We start from the raw sequence: 25,104 nt of genomic DNA on the forward strand, positions 1-25,104 counted from the left end.
TAGGCCAATGACCAGTTAACCATTACCGTGAAATCAAGAGCGTTGTCTTCGGAGGACGAGCTTAAATTTATCTTGGCTACAACTTATTGATAGGAAGATCAATAATGAAATACCTGACACCAATTAAGCCCAGTCACAAAGATGATTTATTAAATAGAACCTATGTTCAAATCCAGCAAGAGGCACTGACAATTCCTACCTTTGTCATGCATTCTGTTTCTCCAACATTATTTGCAGGTAATTGGTCTTTATTTCGCGAGGTTTTCTTAGTAGATAATCAAGTTAATCGCGAAGTGAAGGAAGCAATCAATCTTGCGGTTTCTAAAATTAACACTTGTCCTTATTGCGTTGATGCTCATAGTATCATGTTATCAGGTCTGAGGCATGATAAAGTTGCAATTGCAATTGTGAAAAACGATCTCAACGCCATTGCAGATCCCAAATTCAGAAGCATCGTTGAATGGGCATTATCTTCTAATCAACCGAACCATCAACTTCAACTAAATCCACCTTTTAATAATATAGAAGCACCAGAAATTATTGGTGCAGCCTTGAATTTTCATTATACTAATCGGTTAGTAAATATCTTTCTGAATAAAGCATTTATTCCACTGCCATTTGGTAAGGGAATTGCTAATTGGGTAGTTCGCAAAGTCATGATCAAAACTGGGCTAGTGGGTACATCAAGAAACGCTGGTAAATCTCTGGTATTGCTACCAGAAGCTAACCTTCCTGATGATTTTCAATGGGCAGCATCAAACCCATTTATTGCCCAAGCGTTATCGAGATATGCAGTAGTTATTGAGGAAAGTATTCGCAATTTTGTCTCGCCGGATGTTCAGAGTTTTGTTGAGCAGAACATTAGTAACTGGGATGGACAAGACAAAGGAATCAGTAGACAGTGGGTTGAGACTTTAACAGAAGGATTAGATTTGCAATCGAAAGCGATCGCAAAATTAGCCCTACTGACAGCCTTCAGTTCCTTTCAGGTGGATAAAACAGTGATTGATGAATTCAAGACTTACTTTTCCTTAGATGAGCAATTGCTAGCAGTTGTGGCGTGGGCAAGTTTCTCCACTGCACGCGCGATCGCAAGCTGGACAAGATTACCAACAAAATCAGGGTAAATTAAATATATACTACTTTATATAACTTGTTGCAGATACAGTCGTGAGCGATCAGCGTTTCAATGAAGCAGAAGGCTCTAGAAAGAACTACGCTCATGTCACAAGAACGAAAAATAGAGGAAAATTTACTCTCCCAAGCGGCGGAGAACACCCTGTCTCATCAGTTGGATCAAGCAGAAAAAATAGATGTAGATGTGCAAACAGATTTGCTCAAAATTGTTCAAGGGCAAGCAGATACTGTTTCTTTGGCTGGAGAAGGGCTAGAAGTACAAGAGGTTCGCATACAAGAAATCCAGGTACAAACAGATCAAATTTCCATCAATCCTCTCAGTGCTATTTTTGGTCAAATTGAACTTGAACAGCCTGTAAATACTAAAGCTCGTGTAGTCCTAAAAGAGGCGGATGTCAACCACGCTTTGACTTCAGACTTTGTTCGTAGCAAACTCAGACCCTTTAATTTAAATGTCGATGGTAAAACTGTAAAGTTGCAATCACAAAAAATCCAACTTTCTTTACCTGGTGATGGCAAAATTCAAATTGATGGGATAGTGCGGATACAAGAACAAGCTCATACTAGCCAAGTCGGCTTTCGGTCAATGTTTAGCCCACGTACTCTCAACAAACCTATACTCATGGAAAGTTTCAACTGTACTCAAGGAGAGGGCATTTCCTTAAATATTGTTGTGGCACTCATGAATAAGATTAAAGAATTAGTCGACTTGCCATATTTAGAATTTGATGATACACGGTTTCGTATCATTAATCTCGAAGTGCAAAAAGGCAGCTTAGTATTTTTGATAGAAGCGAAAATGAAGCAAATACCTACACTTTAGGGTGATTTCAGCTGAACAATCGGATTGCTAATAAAACCCCCTACTATCAAGTTAAGACAATAATAGGGGAGTTTGAAAGACCATAAGTGCATTTTACTATTCTTAATTGTTTAGATCAGATATTGTCTTCTACCTTTTGACACAAACCTTGCCCTGAAAATTCTTATCCCTTCTAACTTGAAAATAGCGATTGGGGATCGGGGATTTGGGATTAACTCAACAGCAAACCCATAATCCATCTGTGTGCATCTGTGTTCATCTGTGTTCGTTCTTTCATTGGGGTGTAGGAGAAAAAACCCTTTTATCTTTGGCGGTGAAACTTGTTTTATTTGGACTATCTTCTGTCCTCTAACTTGAAAGCAACCTCACCCCGTCCTATCGGACACCCCTCTCCTTGCTAAGGAGAGGGATTAGAGGTAGAGGGGTGAGGTTTTTCATGGCAAAGCTCGTGAAACTTGTTTCATCAGGACTGCCTTATTTTATTAGCTATTCAGATGCGATCGCTTAAAACTTGCTAACTGCCCATTTGGGCAAAATAATGATCCAAAATTACATGTTAGAAATTGGATAGGAGTGCCAACTAGATGAACAATGAATGCACAGGAATCCAATTCAGGGACAATGCCACAGAAACGACTGATGCAGCGCAGAGATTGGTCATGGCCATTTTGGCCTGCTGTACCACTATATCCCTACGGTAAGCGTCGCACATGCTGCTGTGAAATTGTTGAAGACACGATCTGGACATTCGATCAGCTGCACGGCATTCTCTACACTATCGTTCCAATTCGGATGAGTGTAGTTAAACTCGAAACTGGTGGTCTTCTAGTCTATGCACCTATTGCTCCCACCAGAGAGTGTATCCGCATGATGAATGAATTAGTAGCAAGTTATGGTGATGTTAAATACATTATTCTGCCCACCAGTTCTGGCTTAGAACACAAAGTCTTTGTTGGCCCTTTTGCTCGATGCTTTCCCCAAGCGCAAGTATTCATTGCTCCCCACCAGTGGAGTTTTCCGTTCAACTTGCCGTTAAGTTGGCTAGGCTTTCCTGCAAAACGCACTTACATACTTCCAGAAAACTCCAGCCTAGCTCCGATGAGCAGTGAATTTGACTATGCAATCTTGGATATAGATTTGGGACGGGGGTCTTTTGCAGAAGTTGCTTTCTTCCACAAGCGATCGCACACTCTACTACTAACTGATTCTATAGTGTCTGTGCCAGAAGAACCACCTGCAATTTTTCAATTAGACCCCTACCCCTTACTTTTTCACGCCAGAGACAACGCCTTAGAAGCGATTGCAGATAACGAAGCCAACCGCCGTAAGGGATGGCAACGCATTTCCTTGTTTGCCATCTATTTCCGTCCTAGTACACTAGAGACAATCGGATTAGGGCAGGCATTTCAGGATGCTCTCAAAGCACCAGATCGTTCCAGAAAAACCTACTTTGGCGTGTTTCCATTTCGATGGCGAGAAAATTGGCAGCAATCATTTGCAGCGCTACGAAATCAGGGGCGTCCATTTGTAGCACCGATTTTGCAAACTCTGATTTTTCCTCAAGACCCTACACAAGTACTCAACTGGGCTGATCAGATTGCTAGTTGGGATTTTCAGCAAATTATTTCCTGTCACTTTGACTCGCCAATTCAAACCAGTCCCGAGCAATTTCGGCAAGCATTCGCCTTTCTGGAGCAAAAATCCTCTGTGAGTCAAAACTCATTCACCAGCGAAAACCACACTATTATAGCAGAAGATGCTAAATTTATCAAGGAACTAGAAGCAAATTTGATCAAATGGGGTATCGCCACACCTCCAAAAGAGTTTTTTGAAAAAACTAACACCAACAAATAACATAAACACATCTAGAAAACCTATCTGCATCCATCGGTGTTTATCGGTGTGCATCGGTGTTCGCCTTCCAAAACATAATTTTAGTCACAGCCTGCTACTTAACTATTTCCGCTTTCTCCACCGAGTTATCTCCAACTCCCAAAGTTAACCGCAGAGGAGCTTTTGACGGATATGCTTTGACAACCTGACGATAAACTGCGTAGTTTGTGGGTAAAGTCTTCTGTTGAGAACCTAGCGTATACGTCAGCCTGTACTCCACAGCTTTCAATATTTCGGGTGTACTTGCTTGTTCTTGAGGTTTTTGCCGTTGTTCCACTTCCGACACTGAAGGTCGCGGTGGTAGAGTCGGCCACCATAAACCCCTGTCATCAGGGCCGATGACTGTTCCAGGGGGCTTGATCCCATTGCGATTTAGCAAAGAAGTTGTGGCAAAGGTTTCAAAACGTGGTGATGGTTCATTGGTGAGATCGTATGCATATTTAACTTGCCATGTGTAAGTAGTTAGGGCTGTAGCTTCATACTGATCTGTCACAAGAGTACTGCAACTGGTAAGTGTGAATGCTGTTAATACAGCCACTGTCGAGAGCAAAAATCTTTCGTGGAATGAGCGATCGCTCTTTTGTTGTATTGTCATGTTCTCATTATGGCTTTGGTTAACTTCTGCTGTGTCCAAGGGTATGGCGTTGAGTGCTTTTGTTTATTTGCAATCTTCACAAAATCCTCAAATAATTTCGATAAGTTGAAATTAGAGTCCAAGTGTTGATATTTGGGTTAAACACTGGCTAATTAACATCGGGGAGCTTTGTTATGGATACTAATACTCTTGTTAAGTATGATATTGAAGTTATTAGAGAAGAAGCACGTGAACTTGTGAAAAAAGGATTAATTCGTCGTGACGAGCCAATTTATGCTTTGTGTAGATATATTCCTGGGCGTGATTGGGTTTGCGTGGAACTTGAACTAGAAAAAAACGAATTTTTGCTGCGGGATAAGATTATAGACCTCTTAGGTCGTGAAGATTGGAACGAAGACTGATGCAATTGCGATCGCCATTGCTCTGTTTGCGGACGAAGCGATTGTCAAAAACAACCTTGCTCAAGCTCATGAAGTTTTTATTCCAAGTATTGCCATTGGCGAGTCATGTTACAGTGCAAGAAAATCGGGGCGAATGGTCGCAAATTTAGCGATCGCCTCTGCATAAGCCCAGAACAGCATTGAAACAACTAGAATTATTGCGTTATCATTAAAACTTCAAAATTCGCATCCTCACAAGTTCCTCAAATTATCCTCCTATAACCATAGGTGTGAGACTCAAGAGGAAGTGCAAAAATCAAACCAAACCCCTTGAGTAGCAGTAGCGAAAATGCATTTAAGGAAATTTTTCCCATGCTGGAAACATTTGTTACTCAACAGAAACTAAGCCAGAACGTCAAACAACAAGCGTTAGTGCTACCGCTAGATGCAGTAGGAATTGCAGATATCCCGCTTGTGGGTGGTAAAAACGCTTCACTGGGAGAAATGATTCAGCAACTTCAAAGCAAAGGGGTAAAAGTTCCCACAGGATTTGCAACTACTGCCTATGCGTATCGTTTCTTTATCCAAGGGGCAGGTTTAGAAACGAAATTGCGGCAAATCTTTGCTGATTTAGATGTAGAAGATGTCAATAACCTGCGTCAATGTGGCAAACAAGCACGGACTTTGATGCTACAAACTCCGTTTCCTGAGGAATTGGAAAAGGCGATCGCCCAAGCATACGAAGACCTCTGCAACCAGTACGGTGCTGATACCGATGTCGCAGTTCGCTCTAGTGCGACTGCGGAAGATTTACCTGATGCTAGCTTTGCTGGGCAGCAAGAAACCTACTTAAATGTCCACGGACTGCCAGCTGTACTGCAAGCCTGCCACAAATGCTTTGCATCCATTTTTACCGACCGTGCCATTTCCTACCGTCAAATCAAAGGCTTCGACCACTTCAATATAGCCCTTTCGGTAGGCGTACAAAAAATGGTGCGTGCGGACTTAGCTGCATCCGGCGTCATGTTCTCTATTGATACCGAGACAGGATTTAAAGACGCAGCATTAATTACCGCCGCCTATGGCTTGGGTGAAAACGTTGTTCAGGGTGCAGTCAACCCTGATGAATATTTAGTATTTAAACCAACCCTTAAACAAGGATACCGCCCAATTCTAGAAAAACGCCTGGGAACAAAAGAAATTAAGATGGTGTATGACTTGGGCGGTTCTAAAATGACCAAAAATATACCTGTTGCAGCTAGCGATCGCGCTGCTTTTGCCCTCAACGATGACGAAATTCTCCAACTAGCACATTGGGCGTGTTTAATTGAAGAACACTACTCCCAAGTGCGTGGTGTTTATACACCGATGGATATCGAATGGGCAAAAGACGGTATCACCAACGAATTATTTATTGTCCAAGCACGTCCAGAAACTGTCCAGTCGCAGAAAATTAAAAACGTTCTCCACATCTACCAACTCCAAGAAAAAGGAGAAGTCCTAGTCACAGGGCGCAGCGTCGGTGAGATGATCGGACAAGGCAAAGCACGAGTAATTCTCGATGTGCATCGTCTGGGCGAATTCCAACCAGGCGAAGTGTTAGTAACAAACCGCACCGATCCTGACTGGGAACCAATTATGAAAAAAGCCAGTGCTATTGTCACTAACTCTGGCGGACGCACCTGTCATGCAGCAATTATTGCCAGAGAAATGGGAATCCCGGCAATTGTTGGCTGTGGTAACGCCACAAAGATAATTAAAGCTGGACAAGAAATTACGGTTTCCTGCGCTGAAGGTGAAACCGGAAAAGTCTACAAAGGTTTGTTAGCTTACGAAGTCCAAGAAATACCATTAGAAAAATTGCCCCGCACTCGTACTCAAATTATGATGAACGTGGGCAACCCAGAAGAAGCATTTGGCTACAGCGCCATCCCGAATGATGGCGTCGGTTTGGCAAGAATGGAATTTATCATAGCTAATCATATCAAAGCCCATCCTCTAGCATTAATTCACTTTGATGAATTAGAGGATGAACTAGCCAAATACAAAATTGCTGAGTTAACCGCCGAATACGCAGACAAACCACAATTCTTTGTTGATAAACTCGCCCAAGGTATCGGTGCGATCGCAGCCGCATTTTATCCCAAACCTGTGATTGTTCGCCTCAGTGATTTCAAAAGCAACGAATACGCTAACCTTTTAGGTGGCAAACAATTTGAACCGAAAGAAGAAAACCCGATGATTGGTTGGCGGGGGGCTTCGCGTTATTATGACGAACGCTACCGAGAAGGATTTGCCTTAGAATGTCGGGCGATGAAGCAAGTACGCGAGCAAATGGGTTTAACGAACGTTATTTTAATGATCCCATTTTGCCGCACTCCTGCTGAAGGTCGCCGCGTACTTGCAGAGATGGCGAAACACGGATTGGTACGTGGAGAAAACGGTTTGCAAGTATATGTGATGTGTGAGTTACCAAGTAACGTCCAACTTGCAGACGAGTTTTGTCAAGTGTTTGACGGATTCTCAATTGGTTCTAATGATTTAACGCAATTGACTTTAGGACTTGATAGGGATTCAGAGTTGGTAGCACATTTATTTGACGAACGCAACGAAGCTGTGAAACGAATGATTGCTAAGGCAATATCTACAGTTAAACAACATGGTCGCAAAATCGGCATTTGTGGTCAAGCACCGAGTGACTACCCGGAATTTGCTCGGTTTTTGGTAGAAGAGGGGATTGATTCGATTAGTCTCAACCCTGATTCTGTACTGAAGACTTTGTTAGAAATTGCGGCTACGGAAAATACATGTTCTTAGAGTCGTAGACGCGCAAGCGGCTTCCGTAAGGTACACCGTGCAAGGCGATGAACACCGATGTAGACATACACAGATAGATTATCGGTGTGTATCTGTGTTCATCGGTGTTCGTTAACCTTTAACCCCCAACTGTCACGAAGGAGTCAACAATGCAAAAGACTATGCAATTGGGAAGCGATCGCGCTTATGATATTTTACGTTCTGAGCATCAACCTTTAGATGCAATTTTTGCTCCCAAAAGCATCGCTGTGATTGGTGCTAGCCAACGTGAAGGTAGTGTGGGTAGGACTGTTCTCTGGAATCTGATCAGCCATCCATTTGGGGGAACGGTATTTCCAGTCAACCCCAAACACCACAGTGTACTTGGTATTAAAACGTACCCAAATATTGCTGCTGTGCCAGAACCAGTGGATTTGGCGATTGTGATTACACCTGCATCTACGGTTCCTGGTGTAATTGGTGAATGTGTCGATGCAGGAGTCAAGGGAGCGATCGTGCTTTCGGCTGGGTTCAAGGAAATTGGCACTACTGGGGCAGAATTAGAACAGCAAGTACTCCAGCAAGTGCGCCGAGGCAAAATGCGGCTGATTGGTCCGAATTGCTTGGGAGTGATGAATCCCCATACTGGGTTAAATGCAACTTTTGCCCACGGTATGGCTTTGCCTGGTAAGGTTGGTTTTATCAGTCAAAGTGGGGCATTGTGTACGGCAATTTTGGACTGGAGTTTTCGGGAAAATGTCGGCTTTAGTGCCTTTATTTCCATTGGTTCCATGCTGGATGTGGGTTGGGGCGATTTGATTTACTATCTCGGTGATGATCCGCATACTGAAAGCATTGTTATTTACATGGAATCGATAGGAGATGCCCGGTCATTTCTCTCTGCGGCGCGGGAAGTTGCCCTGACAAAACCTATTATTGTAATTAAAGCCGGACGAACAGCAGCCGCAGCCAAAGCTGCTGCTTCCCACACAGGCGCATTGGCAGGTAGCGATGCGGTGTTTGATGCTGCATTACGACGATGTGGAGTTTTACGGGTTAAGAGTATCTCTGAATTGTTTGATATGGCGGAGGTGCTAGCGAAGCAACCACGTCCTAAAGGGCCAAGACTGACTATTGTTACGAATGCAGGCGGACCGGGAGTGTTGGCAACTGATGCTTTAATTACTGATGGAGGTGAATTAGCAGAATTATCCCCAGAAACCTACGCAGCGCTGAACGAGTTGTTGCCCCCACAATGGAGTCACAATAATCCCATTGACATACTTGGGGATGCTGACCCTATGCGCTATGCCAAAGCCTTGGAAATTGTTGCTAAAGATCCTAATAGTGATGGACTGTTGGTGATTCTTACGCCCCAGGCAATGACTGACCCGACGCAATCTGCGTATAAAGTAAAATCATTAGCGCGTATAGGTAAGCCCATACTAGCGAGTTGGATGGGAGATGCAGACGTGGAAGCAGGGGCGGAAATTCTCAACCAAGCATCGATTCCCACATTCCCTTTTCCCGATACCGCAGCCCATGTATTCAACTATATGTGGCGTTACAATTATAACCTGCGTGCCTTGTATGAAACGCCTGTGCTTCCTGAGGGGGTAGATACTAGCGATCGCACTATTGCCAAAACTATTATCCAAACAGCGCGTGAAACTGGCAGAACTTTACTTACGGAAGTGGAATCAAAACAAATTCTTGCTGCTTACGGTATTCCGACGGTAACAACGCAGGTAGCAACAAGTGCAGCAGAAGCTGTGCGGCTAGCAGAGGAAATTGGTTATCCTGTGGTTTTGAAAGTATATTCCAAAACCATCACTCATAAAACTGATGTGGATGGGGTGCATTTGAATTTACGCGATGCTAAGGCGGTACGTGAGGCGTATGATGCGATCGCCTTATCTGTCAGCACCAAAGTCGGAGCAAATCATTTTGCTGGTGTCACTGTCCAGCCTATGGTAAACCTGAAAAACAGCTACGAATTAATTCTTGGTAGTAGCATTGACTCTCAATTTGGCCCAGTTTTACTGTTTGGCACAGGTGGACAGTTAGTGGAAGTGTTTCAAGATCGAGCCTTGGGACTGCCACCACTCAATACTACCTTGGCACGGCGGATGATGGAACAAACCCGAATTTACAAAGCACTACAGGGAGTGAGAGGTAGAAAAGCTGTTAATTTGGAGGCTTTAGAACAACTTTTGGTACGCTTTAGCCAAGTTGTCGTGGAACAACGCTTGATTAAAGAAATTGATATTAATCCACTTTTAGTAAAAGCAGAAGGAATCGCTGAAAACTCCCTTGTGGCACTTGATGCGCGGATTGTTCTTCATGATTTAGATATTACTGAAGCACAGTTACCAAAACTGGCAATTCGTCCTTATCCGACACAGTACGTTTCCTCTTGGACAACGCGCAATGGGATGCAAGTAACTATTCGTCCGATTCGCCCAGAGGACGAACCTTTGATGATTAAGTTACATCATACTTTATCTGAAGAAAGCGTTTTTTTCCGGTACTTTCACTTGATCAAACTTAGTCAACGTATTGCTCACGAGAGGCTGACGCGTCTGTGTTTTATTGATTATGACCGAGAAATGGCGTTGGTGGTAGATTATGAAAATCCAGAAACCGGAGAACATGAAGTTTTAGCTGTTGGTAGGTTAAGTAAGTTGCATGGTACTAGTGAAGCGGAGTTTGCAATCTTGGTTAGCGATCGCTATCAATGTCAAGGTTTGGGAACTGAGTTACTCAAAAGGTTGCTGGAAGTAGGGCGTGATGAACAGTTAAGGTTGATTAGTGCTGAAATTTTGACTGAAAATTCTGCTATGCAAAGAGTTTGTGAGAAGTTGGGTTTTCGTATTTATCCGACTGTTGATGCTTCGGTGGTAAGGGCGGAAATTAAAGTTGCAGGTGAAAGGTAAGGTTAGGAGTAATGAACCGCAGAGAACGCAGAGGACGCAGAGGAAGGAGAGTTTGAGAGGAATTTGGTGGAATTGCTGGGAATTTCTCTGGAATTGGGGGTGTTGTTAGAGTTGGGGATAATACTGAAGTGTTGGATTCGGAATGTGCAAGTCCTCCACCTCGATCTGAAGGCTGTTGACGGGAATTACGTAGAGTTACGGTATTTTGTTGATAATCCAAATCAGTATGCAAGGCGATCGCTGGCTGCAATCCCTACTGGATAGGTATCGGTGGGAGGGGGTGAGGTTACTTGCAAGTCCAGCCGACACAATTAAAGCTAGCTGAATATGAGAGACAGTATCCCAAATTTTCTAAAAAATCGGGGATCTGGACTTTGCGAGAGAGTTGATATAACCTCACAACTTCCTCAAATTGTTGATTTATAAGGATAGGTGTAGAACTCAGGAGCAACAAGACAGCCCCAGATTTAAAGAATCTACGGTGTACACCCAAATGAGCTAATTACCCCAAATCCTTCAAAATTAGTAGCGTGTCAAGACTAAAATGTTGCAATAAATCTCTTCTTCTTTCTCTGTGTCCTCTGCGCCTCTGCGGTTTATTAATGCACTATTTTAAGGCAGTCACGCCCCTACCAAATGAAAATGAACTTTATTTTTGTAAGCCGATGAATTAACAAAACGGGTCGACGTTTTAACAAAACAGACCGATGCAAAAACTATAGCGGACATCTGACAACGTACTTATACCGCATAAATACTTAAAAGAATTAGAAAAATGGACTCTCAAACAGTCAATAGAAAAGATCAGTATACAAAAAGTACACCCAAACAGCATCCTAGCGGTGATAAACGTTTCAAAATACTTGATGCTACGATGAAGCGCCATCAATATCAACAGGATGCACTCATAGAAGTTTTGCACAAAGCACAAGAACTTTTTGGCTATTTAGAAAATGACTTGTTATATTACATTGCCCACAACCTCAAACTACCACCCAGCCGTGTTTATGGTGTCGCAACTTTTTATCATCTTTTCTCCTTAGCACCGAAAGGCGTGCATAGTTGTGTGGTGTGTACGGGTACAGCTTGTTACGTTAAAGGTGCAGCCAATTTACTAGCAACTGTAGAAAAGTGTGCCAAAATTCATGCTGGCGAAACAACCCCAGATGGTAAACTTTCCCTGCTCACAGCCAGATGTTTGGGTGCTTGTGGAATTGCACCTGCTGTTGTGTTTGATGGTACTGTATGTGGACACCAAACACCGGAGTTAGTGACCGAAAAAATAGAAGGATGGCTCAAACATGGATCTGACTGAATTACAGGAAATTGCTGAGAAAGAACGCGCCAACTTCAAGCCTATTCGCATTCGTTGTTGTATGGCGGCTGGTTGTCTGTCTTCTGGTTCTGTTGCAGTCAAAGAAAGTTTGGAAAAGGTAACAGAAGAAACAGGCTTGGCAGATAAAGTAGAAGTTTGTAGTGTTGGTTGTATGGGTTTGTGTTGTCAAGGCCCTTTGGTAGAAGTAGACAATGTAGAGGCGCAAGGCTTGGTAACTCGAATATATGAAAAAGTGACTTCAGAAAATGCTCCCTCAATTATCGCTGGGTTAGATGGTGGTGAAGTCAAGGTACAAACAGGAGATTTACAGCAGCCATTTTTTACCAAGCAATTCCCGATTGTGCTGGAAAATAGCGGCAAAGTTGACCCAGAACGGATTGAGTCTTACATTGCTGCTGATGGCTATCAGGCACTTTACCACGTGTTGCGAGAAATGACACCAGCTGAGGTGGTGGATGAAATTACTCGTAGTGGGTTGCGGGGACGGGGTGGTGCAGGTTATCCCACAGGTGTGAAATGGGCGACTGTAGCCAAAGCCAAGGGCGATCGCAAGTTTGTGATCTGCAACGCCGACGAAGGCGATCCCGGCGCATTTATGGATCGCAGTGTGTTAGAAAGCGATCCTCATCGAGTTTTAGAAGGAATGGCGATCGCTGCCTATGCGATCAGTGCTAACCAAGGTTACATTTATATCCGTGCCGAATATCCCATTGCGATCAATAGGCTGCAAATTGCCATTCGCCAAGCCCAACGCCTCGGTTTATTAGGAAGTAAGATTTTTGACTCTCCCTTTGATTTTAAAATAGATATTCGCATTGGGGCAGGAGCCTATGTTTGTGGCGAAGAAACCGCGTTAATGGCATCAATTGAAGGTAAACGCGGTACACCTCGTCCCCGTCCGCCTTACCCAGCAGAAAGTGGTTTGTGGGGATTTCCAACTTTAATTAACAACGTCGAAACCTTTGCCAACGTCCCTTGGATTATTCGCAAAGGTGCAGACGTATTCGCCAGCATTGGTACAGAAAAAAGCAAAGGTACAAAAGTTTTTGCCCTAGCTGGCAAAATCAAAAACACAGGCTTGATAGAAGTGCCCATGGGAACCACCCTGCGGCAAATTGTCGAAGAAATGGGTGGTGGTGTCCCAGATGGCGGTACAGCCAAAGCAGTGCAAACAGGCGGTCCTTCTGGAGGCTGTATCCCCGCCGTAGCTTTTGATACTCCCGTCGATTACGAATCTTTGGCTCAACTTGGTTCCATCATGGGTTCCGGCGGCATGATCGTCATGGACGAAACTACCAACATGGTGGATGTCGCCCGTTTCTTTATGGAATTCTGCATGGATGAGTCCTGCGGTAAGTGTATTCCCTGCCGTGTCGGCACAGTCCAACTGTATCAATTGTTAACCAAGATCCGCGAAGGCAAAGCATCCCTTGCTGACTTAGAACTGCTAGAAGAACTGTGCGACATGGTGAAGCATACCAGCTTGTGCGGCTTAGGACAGTCAGCACCAAATCCAGTGTTTAGCACCTTACATTATTTCCGGGATGAATATTTAGCAAACTTGAGCAATGACACTTAACCTGAATTACAACTATGGCAAAAATCTTATTTTTAAAGTCGAACACAGATGAACACAAATGCACACCGATAAACCATCCGTGTGCATCCGTGTGCATCGGTGTTCGTTAACCAAAATTATACCGAACATCCAAAGTATCACAATGACAGTCAAAACATTAACAATCAATCAGCAACTAATCAGCGCCCGCGAAGAAGAAACCATTCTTCAAGCCGCACAGGAAGCAGGAATTCACATTCCGACCTTGTGTCACCTGCAAGGAGTTACAGATGTTGGCGCTTGTCGGCTTTGTTTAGTAGAAATTGCTGGTAGTAATAAACTTCAACCTGCTTGTGTGACAAAAGTTGCTGAAGGTATGGAAATCCAAACAAACAGCGATCGCCTGCAAAAATATCGTCGCATGATTATAGAAATGCTATTTGCAGAAGGCAATCATATCTGTTCAGTCTGCGTAGCTAATGGTAATTGCGAATTGCAAGATTTGGCAATTGAGATGAGTATGGATCATGTGCGGTTAGAATATCAATTTCCTAATCGCAAAGTCGACATTTCTCATGATCGCTTTGGCATCGATCACAACCGTTGTGTTCTTTGCACTCGTTGTGTACGTGTTTGTGACGAGATTGAAGGAGCGCACACTTGGGATATGGCGGGTAGGGGGACAAACTCCCATGTGATCACTGATTTAAATCAGCCTTGGGGAACTTCCCAGACTTGTACTTCCTGCGGTAAATGCGTTAATGCCTGTCCCACAGGTGCAATTTTTTACCAAGGTTCTAGCGTCGGTGAAATGCAACGCGATCGCACCAAACTTGATTTTCTAATTACAGCACGGGAGAAACAGCAATGGCTTGTTTAGATCACCTTCGTGTCTTTGTGTCTTAGTGGTGAAAAAATCATTTTATTAACCACCAAGACGCAAAGACACCAAGAAAAATATACGCTGCATTTTAAATCTCTATCTATAATTATAAAAACAAGAAAATGGCTCGTTTAAAATTAGCGACGGTTTGGCTGGGCGGTTGTTCTGGCTGTCACATGTCTTTTTTGGATTTGGACGAATGGCTGATTGATTTGGCTGGACAAGTGGATTTAGTTTACAGTCCCTTTGCTGATGTTAAGGAATATCCCGAAGGTGTAGATGTGGTGTTAGTTGAGGGTGCAGTTGCCAATGAAGAGCATCTGGAAATGATTCAGATAGTCAGAGAGCGATCGCAAATTCTTGTCTCTTTTGGTGACTGTGCTGTTACTGGCAATGTTACTGCTTTACGCAATCCTTTAGGAAGTGTAGAACCTGTCTTGCAACGCTGTTACATTGAAGCTGCGGATATTCACGCTCAAATTCCCCATGAGCCTGGTATTGTACCGCAGTTACTAGATCGAGTTACACCCGTTCATGCAGTTGTATCAGTTGATGTTTACTTACCTGGATGTCCACCTTCAGCCACTCGGATTAAAGCAGTATTAGAGCCACTGTTACGGGGAGAAACACCACAATTAGAAGGACGCGAATTCCTCAAATTTGGTTAAATTTTTTACTCTTTGCCTTTTGCGAAGAGTAAAAAATTCAGAACTGTCTTGAAAATAGGGAACTCTTAACGGGAAACTATTAACAGGGATCGGGGATTAACCTAACAGCAAACCCATAATCTATCTGTGTACCCTGCACCGAAGCCGCGCCCAAGCACGGCTACATCTGTGTGCATCTGTGTTCGTTCTATTTCTTATGCCCTTGTTGTGGGCGATCACCCCTGAGAGTCTGAGTTTCAAAAAGGAATTGGAGAGCAATTATGAAGGTTAATTATCAAGAAAAAATCATTGCTCTATGGATAACCTTTTTACTGGGAACACTGTTTCACACTCAACTCGGTTTGATGCCACTTTTTCACGGTTTACCCGTTGCTGAATCTCAAAAAGCCACAACAATAAATGAGATTTCTGGAATTATGTGGTTAATGTTGGGATTTTTTGTAATATCAATGCTGGCAATTATTGCCACCACTTTTTTTGATGCAAAACGTTATCGAGTTATTCATTTTGGCTTAACTGTGTTTTATAGCATTATGAATTTACTTCACGTTATTTTGGATTTATTTGTTCAGCCAATTCTCTGGTATCAAATTACTTTAATGGTGTTTTTGTTCCTGCTTGGTTTGTTATTAAATATAGTTGCTTTTCGGTGGATGAAGCTGCCACCTTATAAGGGTGGCAAAGGACAAGAAATGCTCGCAAATTCTCACTCGTAACTACGGCATAAAAGTAAATCCCTGCCATGCTCTACTCACGGAGCCGCTACTATTCCAGGACTTACGCGCGAGATACCCGACTTTTTTAAAAAGTCGGTATCTGACCCTTCGCAACGCTTAAGAAATTATATATAGGATTCCTATTTGATTTTTGCGAAGCTAGGTACACCTTGAAAAGTCTTCTTTCCTATTGCCAGAGTGCCTATTGCTTGCCTCTACGAGTAAATTCATTAATCAAATTGGATTACTATAGTTGAGTACTAGTCTTTCTAACTCAACCCTAACAACCTCGCCCCTTGATAAAACAGCGTACTCACAACCCACGCCCAGATCAATCCATAGGTAACTGATAGAAACGTAAACTGAATACTTTTAGACTCGCTGCGGATAGTAGCAACTGTTGCCAAACAAGGGGTGTAAAGCAGACAAAAAAGCATGAAACTGTAAGCTTGAATTGGTGAAATTGTCTGAGCAAGAGTTGCTTGTACGGCATTAGGATCGGTGAGATTGTAAATGGTTGCTAGAGAACCAACCAAAATTTCTTTGGCAATGAACCCAAAGAGCAAAGCAACAGTTAACTCTTTGGGTATGCCCGCCAGATTCAAAATAGGGGCGAAAAACTCTCCAATGCGAGTAGCGTAGCTCACATTCTCGTTGCCTGGTAAATGGGTTAGCAACCAGACGCTTAAAACACCGATCACAATCAATCCACCAGCTCGTTGCAAGAATGCTTTCACCGCATCCCAACCTGTAACCATGCCCACCAAAAGCGGGGTGATAACTAGCATTCCAATTGGGTTTGCTGTGCCTTGAGGTAGATTGCTCAACAACCAAACACCAGCCACCCCTGCCGTAATAAATCCTGTTGCCCGTTGTAGAAAGTGCTTCAATTCACCCCATCCCCGTAGAAAGATTTGCTGGAGTGTGGGAAAGCGATAGGGAGGTAGTTCTATCACAAATGGTTCCCGATTTTGAAACTGCCTTTTCATTAGTAATCCAGTTAGCAGCGCCACCAGGAAACTAAATAGGTAAAGTGAGAACAGCACTAATGGCCCCCAAGTGCGATCAAACAGGGCATCGATGATAAACACAAACACTGTTAACCGTGCCGAACACAGGGCAAAGGGAATGATGAGAATTGTTAGCAAGCGTAATGCCCGCGATCGCATTACTCGTGTTCCCATAATTGCTGGGATGTTACACCCAAACCCCATAATCAGCAACACGAAACTGCGCCCATCCATGCCAAAGCGATACATCAACGAATCCATTATGTATGCTGCTCTGGAGAAGTAACCACTGTCTTCCACAATTGCCATCATGAAGAAAAATGTGATGACTAAGGGAATAAAGGATGCTACTGTCGCTAATCCACCATAAATTCCATCTACCAGAAAGCCCCGCCAAAACTCCGATAAGTTGACTGTCACTGGAGCAATGACTACTTCCTGCAACCATCCTGTGATCGCATCAGCAACATCCTGTAATGGCAATCCCACCAGCCAAACAAATTCAAACATCAAGTAAATCGACAGGAAAAATAACGGTAGTCCGATCACCGGATGCAGCAACACTGCATCTAGGCGTTCTGTCACCGTCTTTAACAAGCGCGAGGGCATTTCCACCGTGTCTTCTAGGATTTCCCGGATTTGCAATTCTGATATTGAGCGGTGGGCTTCAATCTGGTGCTTCAATTCTGTGGGGGCAATGGGAACTCGTGCTTCTGCTAATTCCTGGGTGATTTTACGGATGGCGATCGCATAGCCACTACCATATTTGGCACTCACCAGTACCACGGGCATTTCTAATTTATCTGCTAGTTTGTGTTCATCTATTGTGATACCAAAATGTTTGGCTTCATCTGCCATGTTGAGAATTACCACAGCTGGCATTCCTAAAGCTTTAACTTGCAAAGGTAGACGAATTTGGCGATCAATCTGAGCAGCATTGAGAATTACTAGCACCAAATCCACAGGGTAGGTTTCAAAAAAGCTTTGCACGACTCGCTCATCTTCAGAGTAGCCTTCTAAGTCGTAGATCCCTGGCAGATCGACAAACTCCACTTTCCGTCCGTCTAGTTCAACTTCTGCCTCTAACAAGTCAACTGTCACACCAGGCCAATTGCCTACAAAGGCTCCCGCTCCTGTAATCCGATTAAACAACGTGGATTTACCTACATTTGGCATTCCCATGACAGCAACCCGCTTAACTCCAGGCTGCAATGTCAGCGAGGCGATTCCGGAACTGGAATCATGACAATGTGCCATTTAACACCCCTTTGTTTCAGTTCTGTACGTTCACAACAATTCCATCAGCTTCATGTCGCCGCATTGCCACTTCTGTTGTCAATCCCACTCGCACGTGTAGCGGTCCATTTAACCAGGCTTTGCGAAGTACCTTTACTTGCTGCCCAATTTTGAAGCCCATTGCTTCTAATCGTCTCAGCAACCCAGGTTCATCCACTTCTATTGAGGCGATGGTAGCTGTTTTACCTGGTTTTAGCGCCGATAATTTCACACTCATGGCACTCCTTGATGTTCACAAAAAAATTAATGGTGAGATGTTTCATCAGCAACACTAAGCTAACAGTAGCACTCAAGATTAATGCTATTAAGAGTTAATAGCAATACAGTAATTACAAATTCACGTGTAATATGAATTAAAACTAGGGCAAAAATCTTGTTTTTGAAATCGTAGACGCGTTCATAGGCTTAAGGCAGGGTACAGATGTAGACGCGCTTTGTGCTGCTACTTTCGGAAGCCGCTTCCTGTCTTTACCTGAGAATTATTCTTAATATAGTTGATTTCAAATGCAAAAAAGCTAAATTTTTTGTTAAAAAATATATTTACTGAATACATGCAAAACCGAAAATACTCTGAGAAAAATGTCAATAAATGCTTCTATCTTTAAAAATAATTGCATTAGATAGAAATTAATTACTAACACTATTAAATAGATTTATATTCACCAAAGGCTGGCAGAAAGCACCCTAACCATAGCTGGGGTGGAGGGACTGATACGCCATCAAATAGCGAAAGGAAATCATGATGACGATCGCTACCAAGTCAGAAACAGCTAAGCAAGCAACGCTTCAAAATCCAGAAATTGCTGCTGGAATCTATTACCATGTTGTGCATAAAATTCCAGGACGGGTGAGATTTCGGGTTCCCTTGCTAGCTCATAATCCCGATTATGCTGAAAACTTACAAAAATTGCTGGAATCAGATAGCCGAGTACTTAAAGTACGACTAAATCGGCACGCAGCTTCTATAGCTATTAGTTATCAATTTTCTCATCACAGGAGCGATCACTCCTGTGGGGATAACCAAGGTTCCCGTGAAAGCTGGACGACTACTTCCTCACCGCTATGCGATCACTTAATGCCTGCGTATCTAGGACACTTGATTCAACAGGCAAAACAAAATAAAATTGCCAACTCAACAGTCAAAGCAGAGAAAACACAAACTAATCAGGTAAAATTACCTGCATTTGCTGCTATTTTGGCTCTACTAGGTCTAAGGTTGCCAATCCCGAGAGCAATTATCGCTGCAACTGTGGCATTTGCCGCTTTACCCATCGCTAAGCGTGCTTATGCCAGCATCACCAAAGAACGGAAATTAAATATAGATTGCCTGGATTTAATAGCGATCGCCTTAACTTCTGCCCAAGGCAATTTACTCACGCCAGCTTTGGTTATGACACTGCATGAAATTGGCGATACGATCCGCGATCGCACAGCACGAGTATCCCATGATCGGGCTGCGGATTTACTCGAAGCTTTAGGACATTATGCTTGGGTAGAACAGCCAAATGGTCAGAAAAAACACATTCGAGCCACAGAAGTTAAGCCTGGAGATATAGTCATAGTCTATCCGGGTGAGCAAATTCCCGTAGATGGTCAAATCCTACATGGTAAAGCTTTGATCGACCAACAAAAACTGACTGGCGAATCTATACCAGTTGTGCGTCAGCCAGGACAATCGGTTTATGCCTCAACCTTAGTTCGTGAAGGGGAAATTTATATTCTTACCGAACGTGTAGGCATTGCTACCCGTGCTGGAGCCAACATCGATTTAGTGCAACAAGCTCCTGTTCACGATACCAGAATGGGAAATTACGCCGCCACCATTGCTGACAAAGCAATAATACCTACACTGGTTTTTGCTAGCATTGTCTTAGCTGCAACCCGTAACCCAGCAAGAGCCGCATCCATTCTAACTCTCGACTTTGTTACCGGCATTCGCGTTGCTTTACCCACAACCTTCTTAGCAGCATTACATCATGCCACCAGACACGGAGTTCTCATCCGTAGTGGACATGCTTTAGAAAAATTGGCACAGGTAGATACTCTAGTCTTTGATAAGACAGGCACCTTAACCAAAGGAGATATCGAAGTTTTGCAGGTGGAAACAGTGGTAGGAAGAATCTCTACCCACAGACTGTTAGAACTAGCAGCCGCCGCCGAGCAACGCCTGACTCACCCCGTAGCTGAAGCAGTCGTACGCTATGCCAAAAAACAAGGTATGGAAATTTTGCCACGTCAGGAATGGAAATATGAAATTGGTTTAGGTGTACAAGCTAAAATTGATGGTCAACAGGTTGTAGTGGGAAGCGATCGCTTTTTACATCAGTGTGGCATTCCCCTCGACTGTCTTTATGAACCACATCTGTGCAACCAAGCTGATTGTCCTTACCACCTAAATTGCCGCATTTCTGCCCATGATTCTTTGCTATATGTTGGAGTTGATGGTGAATTTCAAGGAGTAATTTATTACACAGATCCACTCCGTCCCGAAAGTGCGGCAGTTATCCGAGAACTACAAACTGCATACGGTATGTCCATTCACCTGTTAACAGGAGATAGCCAGCAAAGAGCGATCGCAGTTGCCCACAAACTTGGCATTCCTCTATCAAGAGTCCACGCCGAGGCCTTTCCAGAACAAAAAGCCGAAATTATCCGGCAGCTCCACACATCAGGCAAAACCGTAGCATTTACGGGTGATGGCTTAAATGATTCAGTTGCTTTTTCTTATGCTGATGTTTCCATCTCCTTCGGTGGTGGTTCTGAGGTGGCAAGGGAAACAGCTGATGTTGTCCTGATGGATAATAACTTAACCAGTTTTGTAGAAGCAATTGCGATCGCCCGCCAAACCAAAGCAGTGATTCAGCAAAATATCGGTTTAGCAGTAATTCCCAACCTAGCAGCTTTAGGACTAGCAACAACAGTGGGATTACACCCATTAGCAGCTACAGTTGTTCACAATGGTTCCGCAATTGCTGCTGGATTAAACGGTTTGCGTCCTCTGATGCACCAAGATCCACAAGAAAGAGTAGAAGCGATCGCTTCTGGCACAACAGAAAATTTCAACCAAGGTTAAACCAATTCAAAATTCACGCATTAAGAAATTCAAATTGCATCTAGCAGTTTGCCATAAAGATTTTGACAGGTTAATGGGCAATACAGTTGTTGCTAGTACTCTTAGTGTCTTAGTGTCTTGGTGGTTTCAAGATGACTTTTACTTGTTTGCTGATGAGTGGTGGGAAACGTATTGCGCGATCGCAGTTATCAAAGTTGGATGACGTGAAATTTGGATCAACCAAGCAGAACAATTACTCCCCCTAGTCTCCTTGCGAAAATCATCCTCTTTTCTCCGGTTTTGAACCGCTTTTACCGGAGATATATTAGCAGGACTTGCCCAAGGACTCTGGTAAATGCTTCGCAAATATTTTCGTACAATCCTCCTAGCATGGCGACAGCTAATTAAACAGAAGACTCGTTTGGCAGTAGCGGTAGTAGGTATTGCCTTTGCAAACATTATGATCTGTACTCAAATAGGGTTTGAAGCTTCACTGTTTGATAGTTCCACAGCACCACAAAGAAGCTTAGATACAGATTTGGTGATGGTAAGTTCCCATTTTAAAAGTGTATATTCACTCAAAAATTTTTCTCGGGAGCGATTGTATCAAGCGCTAGGATTTAAAGGAGTAGACTCGGTAAGTCCGCTTTATATGGGTTATGGAAAATGGAGAAATCCCCAAACACGCCGTTTGCTAACTATTTTAGTGTTTGGTACAGACCCGAGAACCATTGCATTTAAATTTCCTGAAGTTGAGCAAAACCGCAGTCAGTTGCAAAAACTGAACACAGTGTTATTTGACCAAGGTTCTTTACCAGAATTTGGCCCCATCGCCACTTTATTGCAACAACAAACAATCGTAGAAACTGAACTAAATGATATCAACGTCCGGATTGCAGGTTTGTTTACCTTGGGTGCATCATTTGGCGCATATGGAAATGTAATTACCAGCGACTCAACTTTTCTGCACTTATTCCCCAATCATCATCCACAGCAGATTCAGATTGGTTTAATTAAGTTACAAGCCGATGCACATCCACAACAAGTTGCCCAAAGTTTAGGAAATGATTTACCTGAAGATGTGATGATTCTCACTAATGAGAGTTTTGCACAGGCAGAAAAAGCCTATTGGGCAAAAACAACCCCCATAGGTTTTGTGTTTGGTTTGGGCGTGATTGTTTCTTTTATTGTTGGAATTGTGATTGTTTATCAGATTATTTATGCTGACATTGCCGATCACTTACCACAATACGCTATGCTCAAGGCAATAGGGTATAGCGATCGCTATTTAATAGTAGTACTGATTCAAGAAGCTTTACTCCTAGCAGTATTAGGTTACATACCAGGATTTATTGTTTCCTTGGGACTTTATCAGCTAGCAGCTACTGCTACCATGCTGCCCATTTTTATGACTATCGAGCGGGGCTTCACTGTATTTGTTTTAACAGTGACAATGTGCTTGATTTCTGCATTCACCACAATCCGAAAATTAAATTCTGCTGATCCTGCTGATGTATTTTAATAGTTAGTGGTTAGTGGTATTGGTTAGTGGTTAGTGGTTGTTGGACATGGGAAAATCATCAGTATCTTGCTTACCCATTCCCAATTACCCATTACCCATTACCAATTACCCATTACCAATTACCCATTCCCAATTACCCATTCCCAATTACCCATTCCCAATTACCCATTCCCAATTACCCATTACCTAACTACAATTTTTGAGATGTGACTTTTCTAGAGGATATAGCATGACTATTTGGTTGAACGAGCAAATTGATCCATCTGGCTTGGTTTATGCCTGTATAGCCTGCTGCAATGAGTCCCAAGCTAAAGAGTGTCATGAGTCTTTTAAGAAAAACTTGACTGAAACACAAAAAATCGCAGGTTGGGTAGCACAATTACGAACAGTTGATTCCTGGGATGAAGTTCCAGTCAATGCTTTAAAACTAAATTAATTGGTTTGTTTTTTGTTGTTTGTTAGTTGTTGTTTGGTAGTGTCACAACCAACGATTAACAACCAACAACCAACTACTTAGGTTAAGAAAATCTAACCACAAGATTAAGAAATAATAAATAATTAATAATAGCTGCAAATTCACCTATTCTTTTATTTATATTTGATGGTATTTCTGAAGCATTGAGAGTTATCATCTATACAAAGGAAAAATTAAAAAACTTGAAAAAAACAAAATAAAATAAGTGAACTATCCAACGCTTAACACTTTTGTTGCAGGCTATCCTATTAATTTGGTTGGCGCAAGCGGACAAGCAGTTGAGATTTCAATTCATTCTCCGAGTCAGTACATTTGTGCCAATTGCGAACGGATATTACCTGATTGGAAACATCAACTTTTCTTGTGGGTGGTGATTGTTTTACAAAAATCTAGTTACGCAATGATGGAAAGTACGCCAGAAATTGAGGGGGAAAAAGAAAAGTTACGAGAAAAATTTATGAGGTTTGGCTTTGATGTAGCTTTTAATCTGCGCGATCGCGGTTATTTGACAGACCTCATAGATCCCCGCACAGGCTATCCTTTGCTTTCTCGTCCGGGGATAGTTCCTCACGACGATACAGCAGTTGTGAAAGCTTTACTCAATTATCCAGTTATAGAAAATAGATGCCGTGTACTAGTCCATCCTGAGTGGGGTATGGCAGTTTATCCTAGTATTTTACTTTCAGCAGCCCCTCCAATCGTCATCGAAGAGGCAATCAAAAGTATAGCCCCATTGCATGGTTGGCAAGACATGGATTAAAGGTCACTGTACAACAAATAAAAAAGCCGCAAAACATAATGTTCTACGGCTTTTAGTGTGGTGTGAGGAGCTTAACTAGGTTCTATCATAACGATAATTTACCAATTCCAACACACTCGTAACAGTTTTTGTAACAAGATTTTTGTAATTAGTTAGTTAGTTAGTGGTTGGTTGTTGATGGTTGGTTGTTAATTATTTTTTCACACTCCAGCCTACGGGAAGCCGCGCAAAGCGCATCTACACACCTACCAACGGATCTACACCAAAGCACCACCACAGCTAGAACCACACCCAGCAGTGCAACCATAACAATAAGCCGCAGTTTGGATCTCATCGATCAAATCTAAGCTACCAGCTGCTAGCAACTTAGCGATCGTCAGATTTTCACCCTCACGAGTTTTTGCAGGTAAATTCATCATCTGGTTGAAGTCGCAATCATACACATTACCGAGATAATCAACAGAAAGTTGATCACGACACATCAAATTTTCTACAGTCTTAGGATTAAAATTTGATTCTAAAAACTGTAAGTAAGGTGCATATAATTTCTTGTGTTCCAAATGTAATTTAGTTCTGCCTACTGGTAAGTTCGTAATAGTGAAGAGATTATTAAATACAATACCAAAATGCTCTTGTAAGAACACCTTGTAATCTTGTTCTAACTTGGCTTGATCTGGAGTCAAGGAAAATTTTTCACTAAAAGCTAGTTGGGGATTATAAACTAAATCTAAAATTAAATTTTGTTGTTTCCCATAACCAACTTGATTTAACCATTGTAGTGCTTTAATAGAATCATCATACACACCAGCACCACGCATTTTATCAACATTATCTGCTAAATAGCAGGGTAAAGATGCCACAACTCTCACTTGGTGCTGAGCAAAATATTCTGGTAAATCACCAAATCCATCTTCAAAATAAATAGTTAAATTCGACCGAACTATAACCTCTTTCTTTGCTAATTTTGCTGCTTCCACTAAGTATTTAAATCCGTAATTCATTTCTGGCGCACCACCAGTCAAATCAACAATTTTAATCTGCGGAAATGCACAAATTATTTCAATTAACTGTTCACAAATTTCTGGAGAAAGTTCTTCTATACGTTTTGGTCCTGCTTCTACATGGCAATGAGTACAAGCAAGATTACAACGCTTTCCTAAGTTAACTTGTAAAACAGTAATGTGTTGCTTAGTTAAAGGTGAATTAAGTTTGTGTTTGAAAGGTGTTACAGATGTTTGAATCATAATTCAATAAATATTATCGTGGCA

At 42.6% G+C, this 25,104-nt stretch carries 22 protein-coding genes; 17 read left to right on the plus strand and 5 right to left on the minus strand.

Annotated elements, in window-relative coordinates; translation table 11 throughout:
* Positions 1–104: 104 nt before the first annotated feature.
* The 3 genes from UYK_RS0104515 (at position 105) to UYK_RS0104525 (ending at position 3,814) form a co-directional block, all read left to right on the plus strand.
* Positions 105–1,127: a carboxymuconolactone decarboxylase family protein gene (locus UYK_RS0104515; protein WP_016870992.1), complete on the plus strand. Its 1,023-nt coding sequence runs from the start codon at positions 105–107 to the stop codon at positions 1,125–1,127.
* A 95-nt stretch (positions 1,128–1,222) separates the two neighbouring features.
* Positions 1,223–1,960 carry an LmeA family phospholipid-binding protein gene (locus tag UYK_RS0104520; RefSeq protein ID WP_016870993.1) on the plus strand — a complete coding sequence of 246 codons (738 nt, stop codon included), beginning with the start codon at positions 1,223–1,225 and terminating at the stop codon, positions 1,958–1,960.
* A 591-nt stretch (positions 1,961–2,551) separates the two neighbouring features.
* On the plus strand, positions 2,552–3,814 hold the full coding sequence (locus UYK_RS0104525; RefSeq protein WP_016870994.1) for a DUF4336 domain-containing protein: 1,263 nt from the start codon (positions 2,552–2,554) through the stop codon (positions 3,812–3,814).
* 94 nt (positions 3,815–3,908) lie between these two features.
* Here UYK_RS0104525 and UYK_RS0104530 read toward each other — a convergent pair whose 3' ends face one another.
* Entirely contained in the window at positions 3,909–4,448 is a 540-nt protein-coding gene (locus UYK_RS0104530; protein WP_016870995.1) for a hypothetical protein, read from the minus strand.
* A gap of 173 nt (positions 4,449–4,621) precedes the next feature.
* Here UYK_RS0104530 and UYK_RS0104535 point away from each other — a divergent pair, with 173 nt between their 5' ends.
* The 4 genes from UYK_RS0104535 (at position 4,622) to UYK_RS0104550 (ending at position 10,560) form a co-directional block, all read left to right on the plus strand.
* Complete coding sequence (locus UYK_RS0104535) at positions 4,622–4,849, plus strand: DUF4327 family protein (RefSeq protein ID WP_009459817.1); 228 nt, start codon at positions 4,622–4,624, stop codon at positions 4,847–4,849.
* A complete protein-coding gene (locus UYK_RS24020) occupies positions 4,827–5,015 on the plus strand; it encodes a PIN domain-containing protein (protein ID WP_016870996.1) in 189 nt (62 codons plus the stop codon). The genes UYK_RS0104535 and UYK_RS24020 overlap by 23 nt, the downstream gene beginning before the upstream one ends.
* 185 nt (positions 5,016–5,200) lie before the next feature.
* Entirely contained in the window at positions 5,201–7,645 is a 2,445-nt protein-coding gene (gene ppsA, locus UYK_RS0104545) for a phosphoenolpyruvate synthase (protein ID WP_016870997.1), read from the plus strand.
* 149 nt (positions 7,646–7,794) lie between these two features.
* Complete coding sequence (locus tag UYK_RS0104550; RefSeq protein WP_026086362.1) at positions 7,795–10,560, plus strand: bifunctional acetate--CoA ligase family protein/GNAT family N-acetyltransferase; 2,766 nt, start codon at positions 7,795–7,797, stop codon at positions 10,558–10,560.
* Here the strand turns inward: UYK_RS0104550 and UYK_RS25930 are convergent.
* Positions 10,538–10,810 carry a hypothetical protein gene (locus UYK_RS25930; RefSeq protein WP_102170485.1) on the minus strand — a complete coding sequence of 91 codons (273 nt, stop codon included), beginning with the start codon at positions 10,808–10,810 and terminating at the stop codon, positions 10,538–10,540. The genes UYK_RS0104550 and UYK_RS25930 overlap by 23 nt on opposite strands.
* A gap of 525 nt (positions 10,811–11,335) precedes the next feature.
* Between UYK_RS25930 and hoxE the strand changes: the two genes are divergently transcribed.
* From hoxE to UYK_RS0104580, 5 genes are all read left to right on the plus strand, one after another.
* A complete protein-coding gene (hoxE, locus tag UYK_RS0104560) occupies positions 11,336–11,875 on the plus strand; it encodes a bidirectional hydrogenase complex protein HoxE (protein WP_009459820.1) in 540 nt (179 codons plus the stop codon).
* Positions 11,862–13,475: a NuoF family protein gene (locus tag UYK_RS0104565; protein ID WP_009459821.1), complete on the plus strand. Its 1,614-nt coding sequence runs from the start codon at positions 11,862–11,864 to the stop codon at positions 13,473–13,475. Before hoxE ends, UYK_RS0104565 begins: the two co-directional genes overlap by 14 nt.
* Before the next feature lie 142 nt (positions 13,476–13,617).
* The gene (gene hoxU / locus UYK_RS0104570; RefSeq protein ID WP_009459822.1) at positions 13,618–14,334 is read left to right on the plus strand and encodes a bidirectional hydrogenase complex protein HoxU; all 717 of its coding nucleotides are present in this window, start codon (positions 13,618–13,620) and stop codon (positions 14,332–14,334) included.
* Between the two features lie 125 nt (positions 14,335–14,459).
* Positions 14,460–15,005, plus strand: coding sequence for an NADH-quinone oxidoreductase subunit B family protein (locus tag UYK_RS0104575; RefSeq protein WP_009459823.1), 546 nt, complete (start codon positions 14,460–14,462; stop codon positions 15,003–15,005).
* A 260-nt stretch (positions 15,006–15,265) separates the two neighbouring features.
* On the plus strand, positions 15,266–15,721 hold the full coding sequence (locus tag UYK_RS0104580) for a hypothetical protein (RefSeq protein ID WP_016871000.1): 456 nt from the start codon (positions 15,266–15,268) through the stop codon (positions 15,719–15,721).
* A gap of 269 nt (positions 15,722–15,990) precedes the next feature.
* On the opposite strand, the gene feoB is transcribed toward UYK_RS0104580, so the two are convergent.
* Together feoB and UYK_RS0104590 are read right to left on the minus strand one after the other, a co-directional pair.
* A complete protein-coding gene (gene feoB / locus UYK_RS0104585) occupies positions 15,991–17,988 on the minus strand; it encodes a ferrous iron transporter B (RefSeq protein ID WP_016871001.1) in 1,998 nt (665 codons plus the stop codon).
* A 16-nt stretch (positions 17,989–18,004) separates the two neighbouring features.
* Positions 18,005–18,244, minus strand: a complete 240-nt coding sequence (locus UYK_RS0104590) for a FeoA family protein (RefSeq protein WP_009459826.1) — start codon at positions 18,242–18,244, stop codon at positions 18,005–18,007.
* A 525-nt stretch (positions 18,245–18,769) separates the two neighbouring features.
* Between UYK_RS0104590 and UYK_RS0104595 the strand changes: the two genes are divergently transcribed.
* The 5 genes from UYK_RS0104595 (at position 18,770) to UYK_RS0104615 (ending at position 23,836) form a co-directional block, all read left to right on the plus strand.
* Positions 18,770–21,100 carry a heavy metal translocating P-type ATPase gene (locus UYK_RS0104595; RefSeq protein ID WP_009459827.1) on the plus strand — a complete coding sequence of 777 codons (2,331 nt, stop codon included), beginning with the start codon at positions 18,770–18,772 and terminating at the stop codon, positions 21,098–21,100.
* A 73-nt stretch (positions 21,101–21,173) separates the two neighbouring features.
* Positions 21,174–21,302 carry a hypothetical protein gene (locus tag UYK_RS27495; protein ID WP_016871002.1) on the plus strand — a complete coding sequence of 43 codons (129 nt, stop codon included), beginning with the start codon at positions 21,174–21,176 and terminating at the stop codon, positions 21,300–21,302.
* A 132-nt stretch (positions 21,303–21,434) separates the two neighbouring features.
* The gene (gene devC / locus UYK_RS0104605) at positions 21,435–22,601 is read left to right on the plus strand and encodes an ABC transporter permease DevC (RefSeq protein ID WP_009459828.1); all 1,167 of its coding nucleotides are present in this window, start codon (positions 21,435–21,437) and stop codon (positions 22,599–22,601) included.
* Positions 22,602–22,830: 229 nt separating this feature from the next.
* Positions 22,831–23,037, plus strand: a complete 207-nt coding sequence (locus UYK_RS0104610; protein WP_009459829.1) for a hypothetical protein — start codon at positions 22,831–22,833, stop codon at positions 23,035–23,037.
* A 244-nt stretch (positions 23,038–23,281) separates the two neighbouring features.
* The gene (locus UYK_RS0104615) at positions 23,282–23,836 is read left to right on the plus strand and encodes a methylmalonic aciduria and homocystinuria type D protein (protein ID WP_009459830.1); all 555 of its coding nucleotides are present in this window, start codon (positions 23,282–23,284) and stop codon (positions 23,834–23,836) included.
* 257 nt (positions 23,837–24,093) lie between these two features.
* Here UYK_RS0104615 and arsS read toward each other — a convergent pair whose 3' ends face one another.
* A complete protein-coding gene (arsS, locus tag UYK_RS0104620; RefSeq protein ID WP_009459831.1) occupies positions 24,094–25,080 on the minus strand; it encodes an arsenosugar biosynthesis radical SAM (seleno)protein ArsS in 987 nt (328 codons plus the stop codon).
* Positions 25,081–25,104 lie beyond the last annotated feature (24 nt).

The sequence above is a fragment of the Fischerella thermalis PCC 7521 genome (assembly GCF_000317225.1).
Taxonomy (GTDB): Bacteria; Cyanobacteriota; Cyanobacteriia; order Cyanobacteriales; family Nostocaceae; genus Fischerella; species Fischerella thermalis.

What these genes read in the sequence shown, in the direction of transcription:
- UYK_RS0104565 (WP_009459821.1), top strand. Translation starts at nt 11,862, where the DNA reads ATGGATCTGACTGAATTACAGGAAATTGCTGAGAAAGAACGCGCCAAC.
- UYK_RS0104550 (WP_026086362.1), top strand. Translation starts at nt 7,795, where the DNA reads ATGCAAAAGACTATGCAATTGGGAAGCGATCGCGCTTATGATATTTTA.
- UYK_RS0104515 (WP_016870992.1), top strand. Translation starts at nt 105, where the DNA reads ATGAAATACCTGACACCAATTAAGCCCAGTCACAAAGATGATTTATTA.
- hoxU (WP_009459822.1), top strand. Translation starts at nt 13,618, where the DNA reads ATGACAGTCAAAACATTAACAATCAATCAGCAACTAATCAGCGCCCGC.
- UYK_RS0104530 (WP_016870995.1), bottom strand. Translation starts at nt 4,448, where the DNA reads ATGACAATACAACAAAAGAGCGATCGCTCATTCCACGAAAGATTTTTG.
- UYK_RS0104580 (WP_016871000.1), top strand. Translation starts at nt 15,266, where the DNA reads ATGAAGGTTAATTATCAAGAAAAAATCATTGCTCTATGGATAACCTTT.
- UYK_RS0104535 (WP_009459817.1), top strand. Translation starts at nt 4,622, where the DNA reads ATGGATACTAATACTCTTGTTAAGTATGATATTGAAGTTATTAGAGAA.
- UYK_RS0104590 (WP_009459826.1), bottom strand. Translation starts at nt 18,244, where the DNA reads ATGAGTGTGAAATTATCGGCGCTAAAACCAGGTAAAACAGCTACCATC.
- devC (WP_009459828.1), top strand. Translation starts at nt 21,435, where the DNA reads ATGCTTCGCAAATATTTTCGTACAATCCTCCTAGCATGGCGACAGCTA.
- UYK_RS0104610 (WP_009459829.1), top strand. Translation starts at nt 22,831, where the DNA reads ATGACTATTTGGTTGAACGAGCAAATTGATCCATCTGGCTTGGTTTAT.
- feoB (WP_016871001.1), bottom strand. Translation starts at nt 17,988, where the DNA reads ATGGCACATTGTCATGATTCCAGTTCCGGAATCGCCTCGCTGACATTG.
- UYK_RS0104525 (WP_016870994.1), top strand. Translation starts at nt 2,552, where the DNA reads ATGAATGCACAGGAATCCAATTCAGGGACAATGCCACAGAAACGACTG.
- ppsA (WP_016870997.1), top strand. Translation starts at nt 5,201, where the DNA reads ATGCTGGAAACATTTGTTACTCAACAGAAACTAAGCCAGAACGTCAAA.
- arsS (WP_009459831.1), bottom strand. Translation starts at nt 25,080, where the DNA reads ATGATTCAAACATCTGTAACACCTTTCAAACACAAACTTAATTCACCT.
- hoxE (WP_009459820.1), top strand. Translation starts at nt 11,336, where the DNA reads ATGGACTCTCAAACAGTCAATAGAAAAGATCAGTATACAAAAAGTACA.
- UYK_RS0104575 (WP_009459823.1), top strand. Translation starts at nt 14,460, where the DNA reads ATGGCTCGTTTAAAATTAGCGACGGTTTGGCTGGGCGGTTGTTCTGGC.
- UYK_RS27495 (WP_016871002.1), top strand. Translation starts at nt 21,174, where the DNA reads ATGGGCAATACAGTTGTTGCTAGTACTCTTAGTGTCTTAGTGTCTTGG.
- UYK_RS0104520 (WP_016870993.1), top strand. Translation starts at nt 1,223, where the DNA reads ATGTCACAAGAACGAAAAATAGAGGAAAATTTACTCTCCCAAGCGGCG.
- UYK_RS0104595 (WP_009459827.1), top strand. Translation starts at nt 18,770, where the DNA reads ATGACGATCGCTACCAAGTCAGAAACAGCTAAGCAAGCAACGCTTCAA.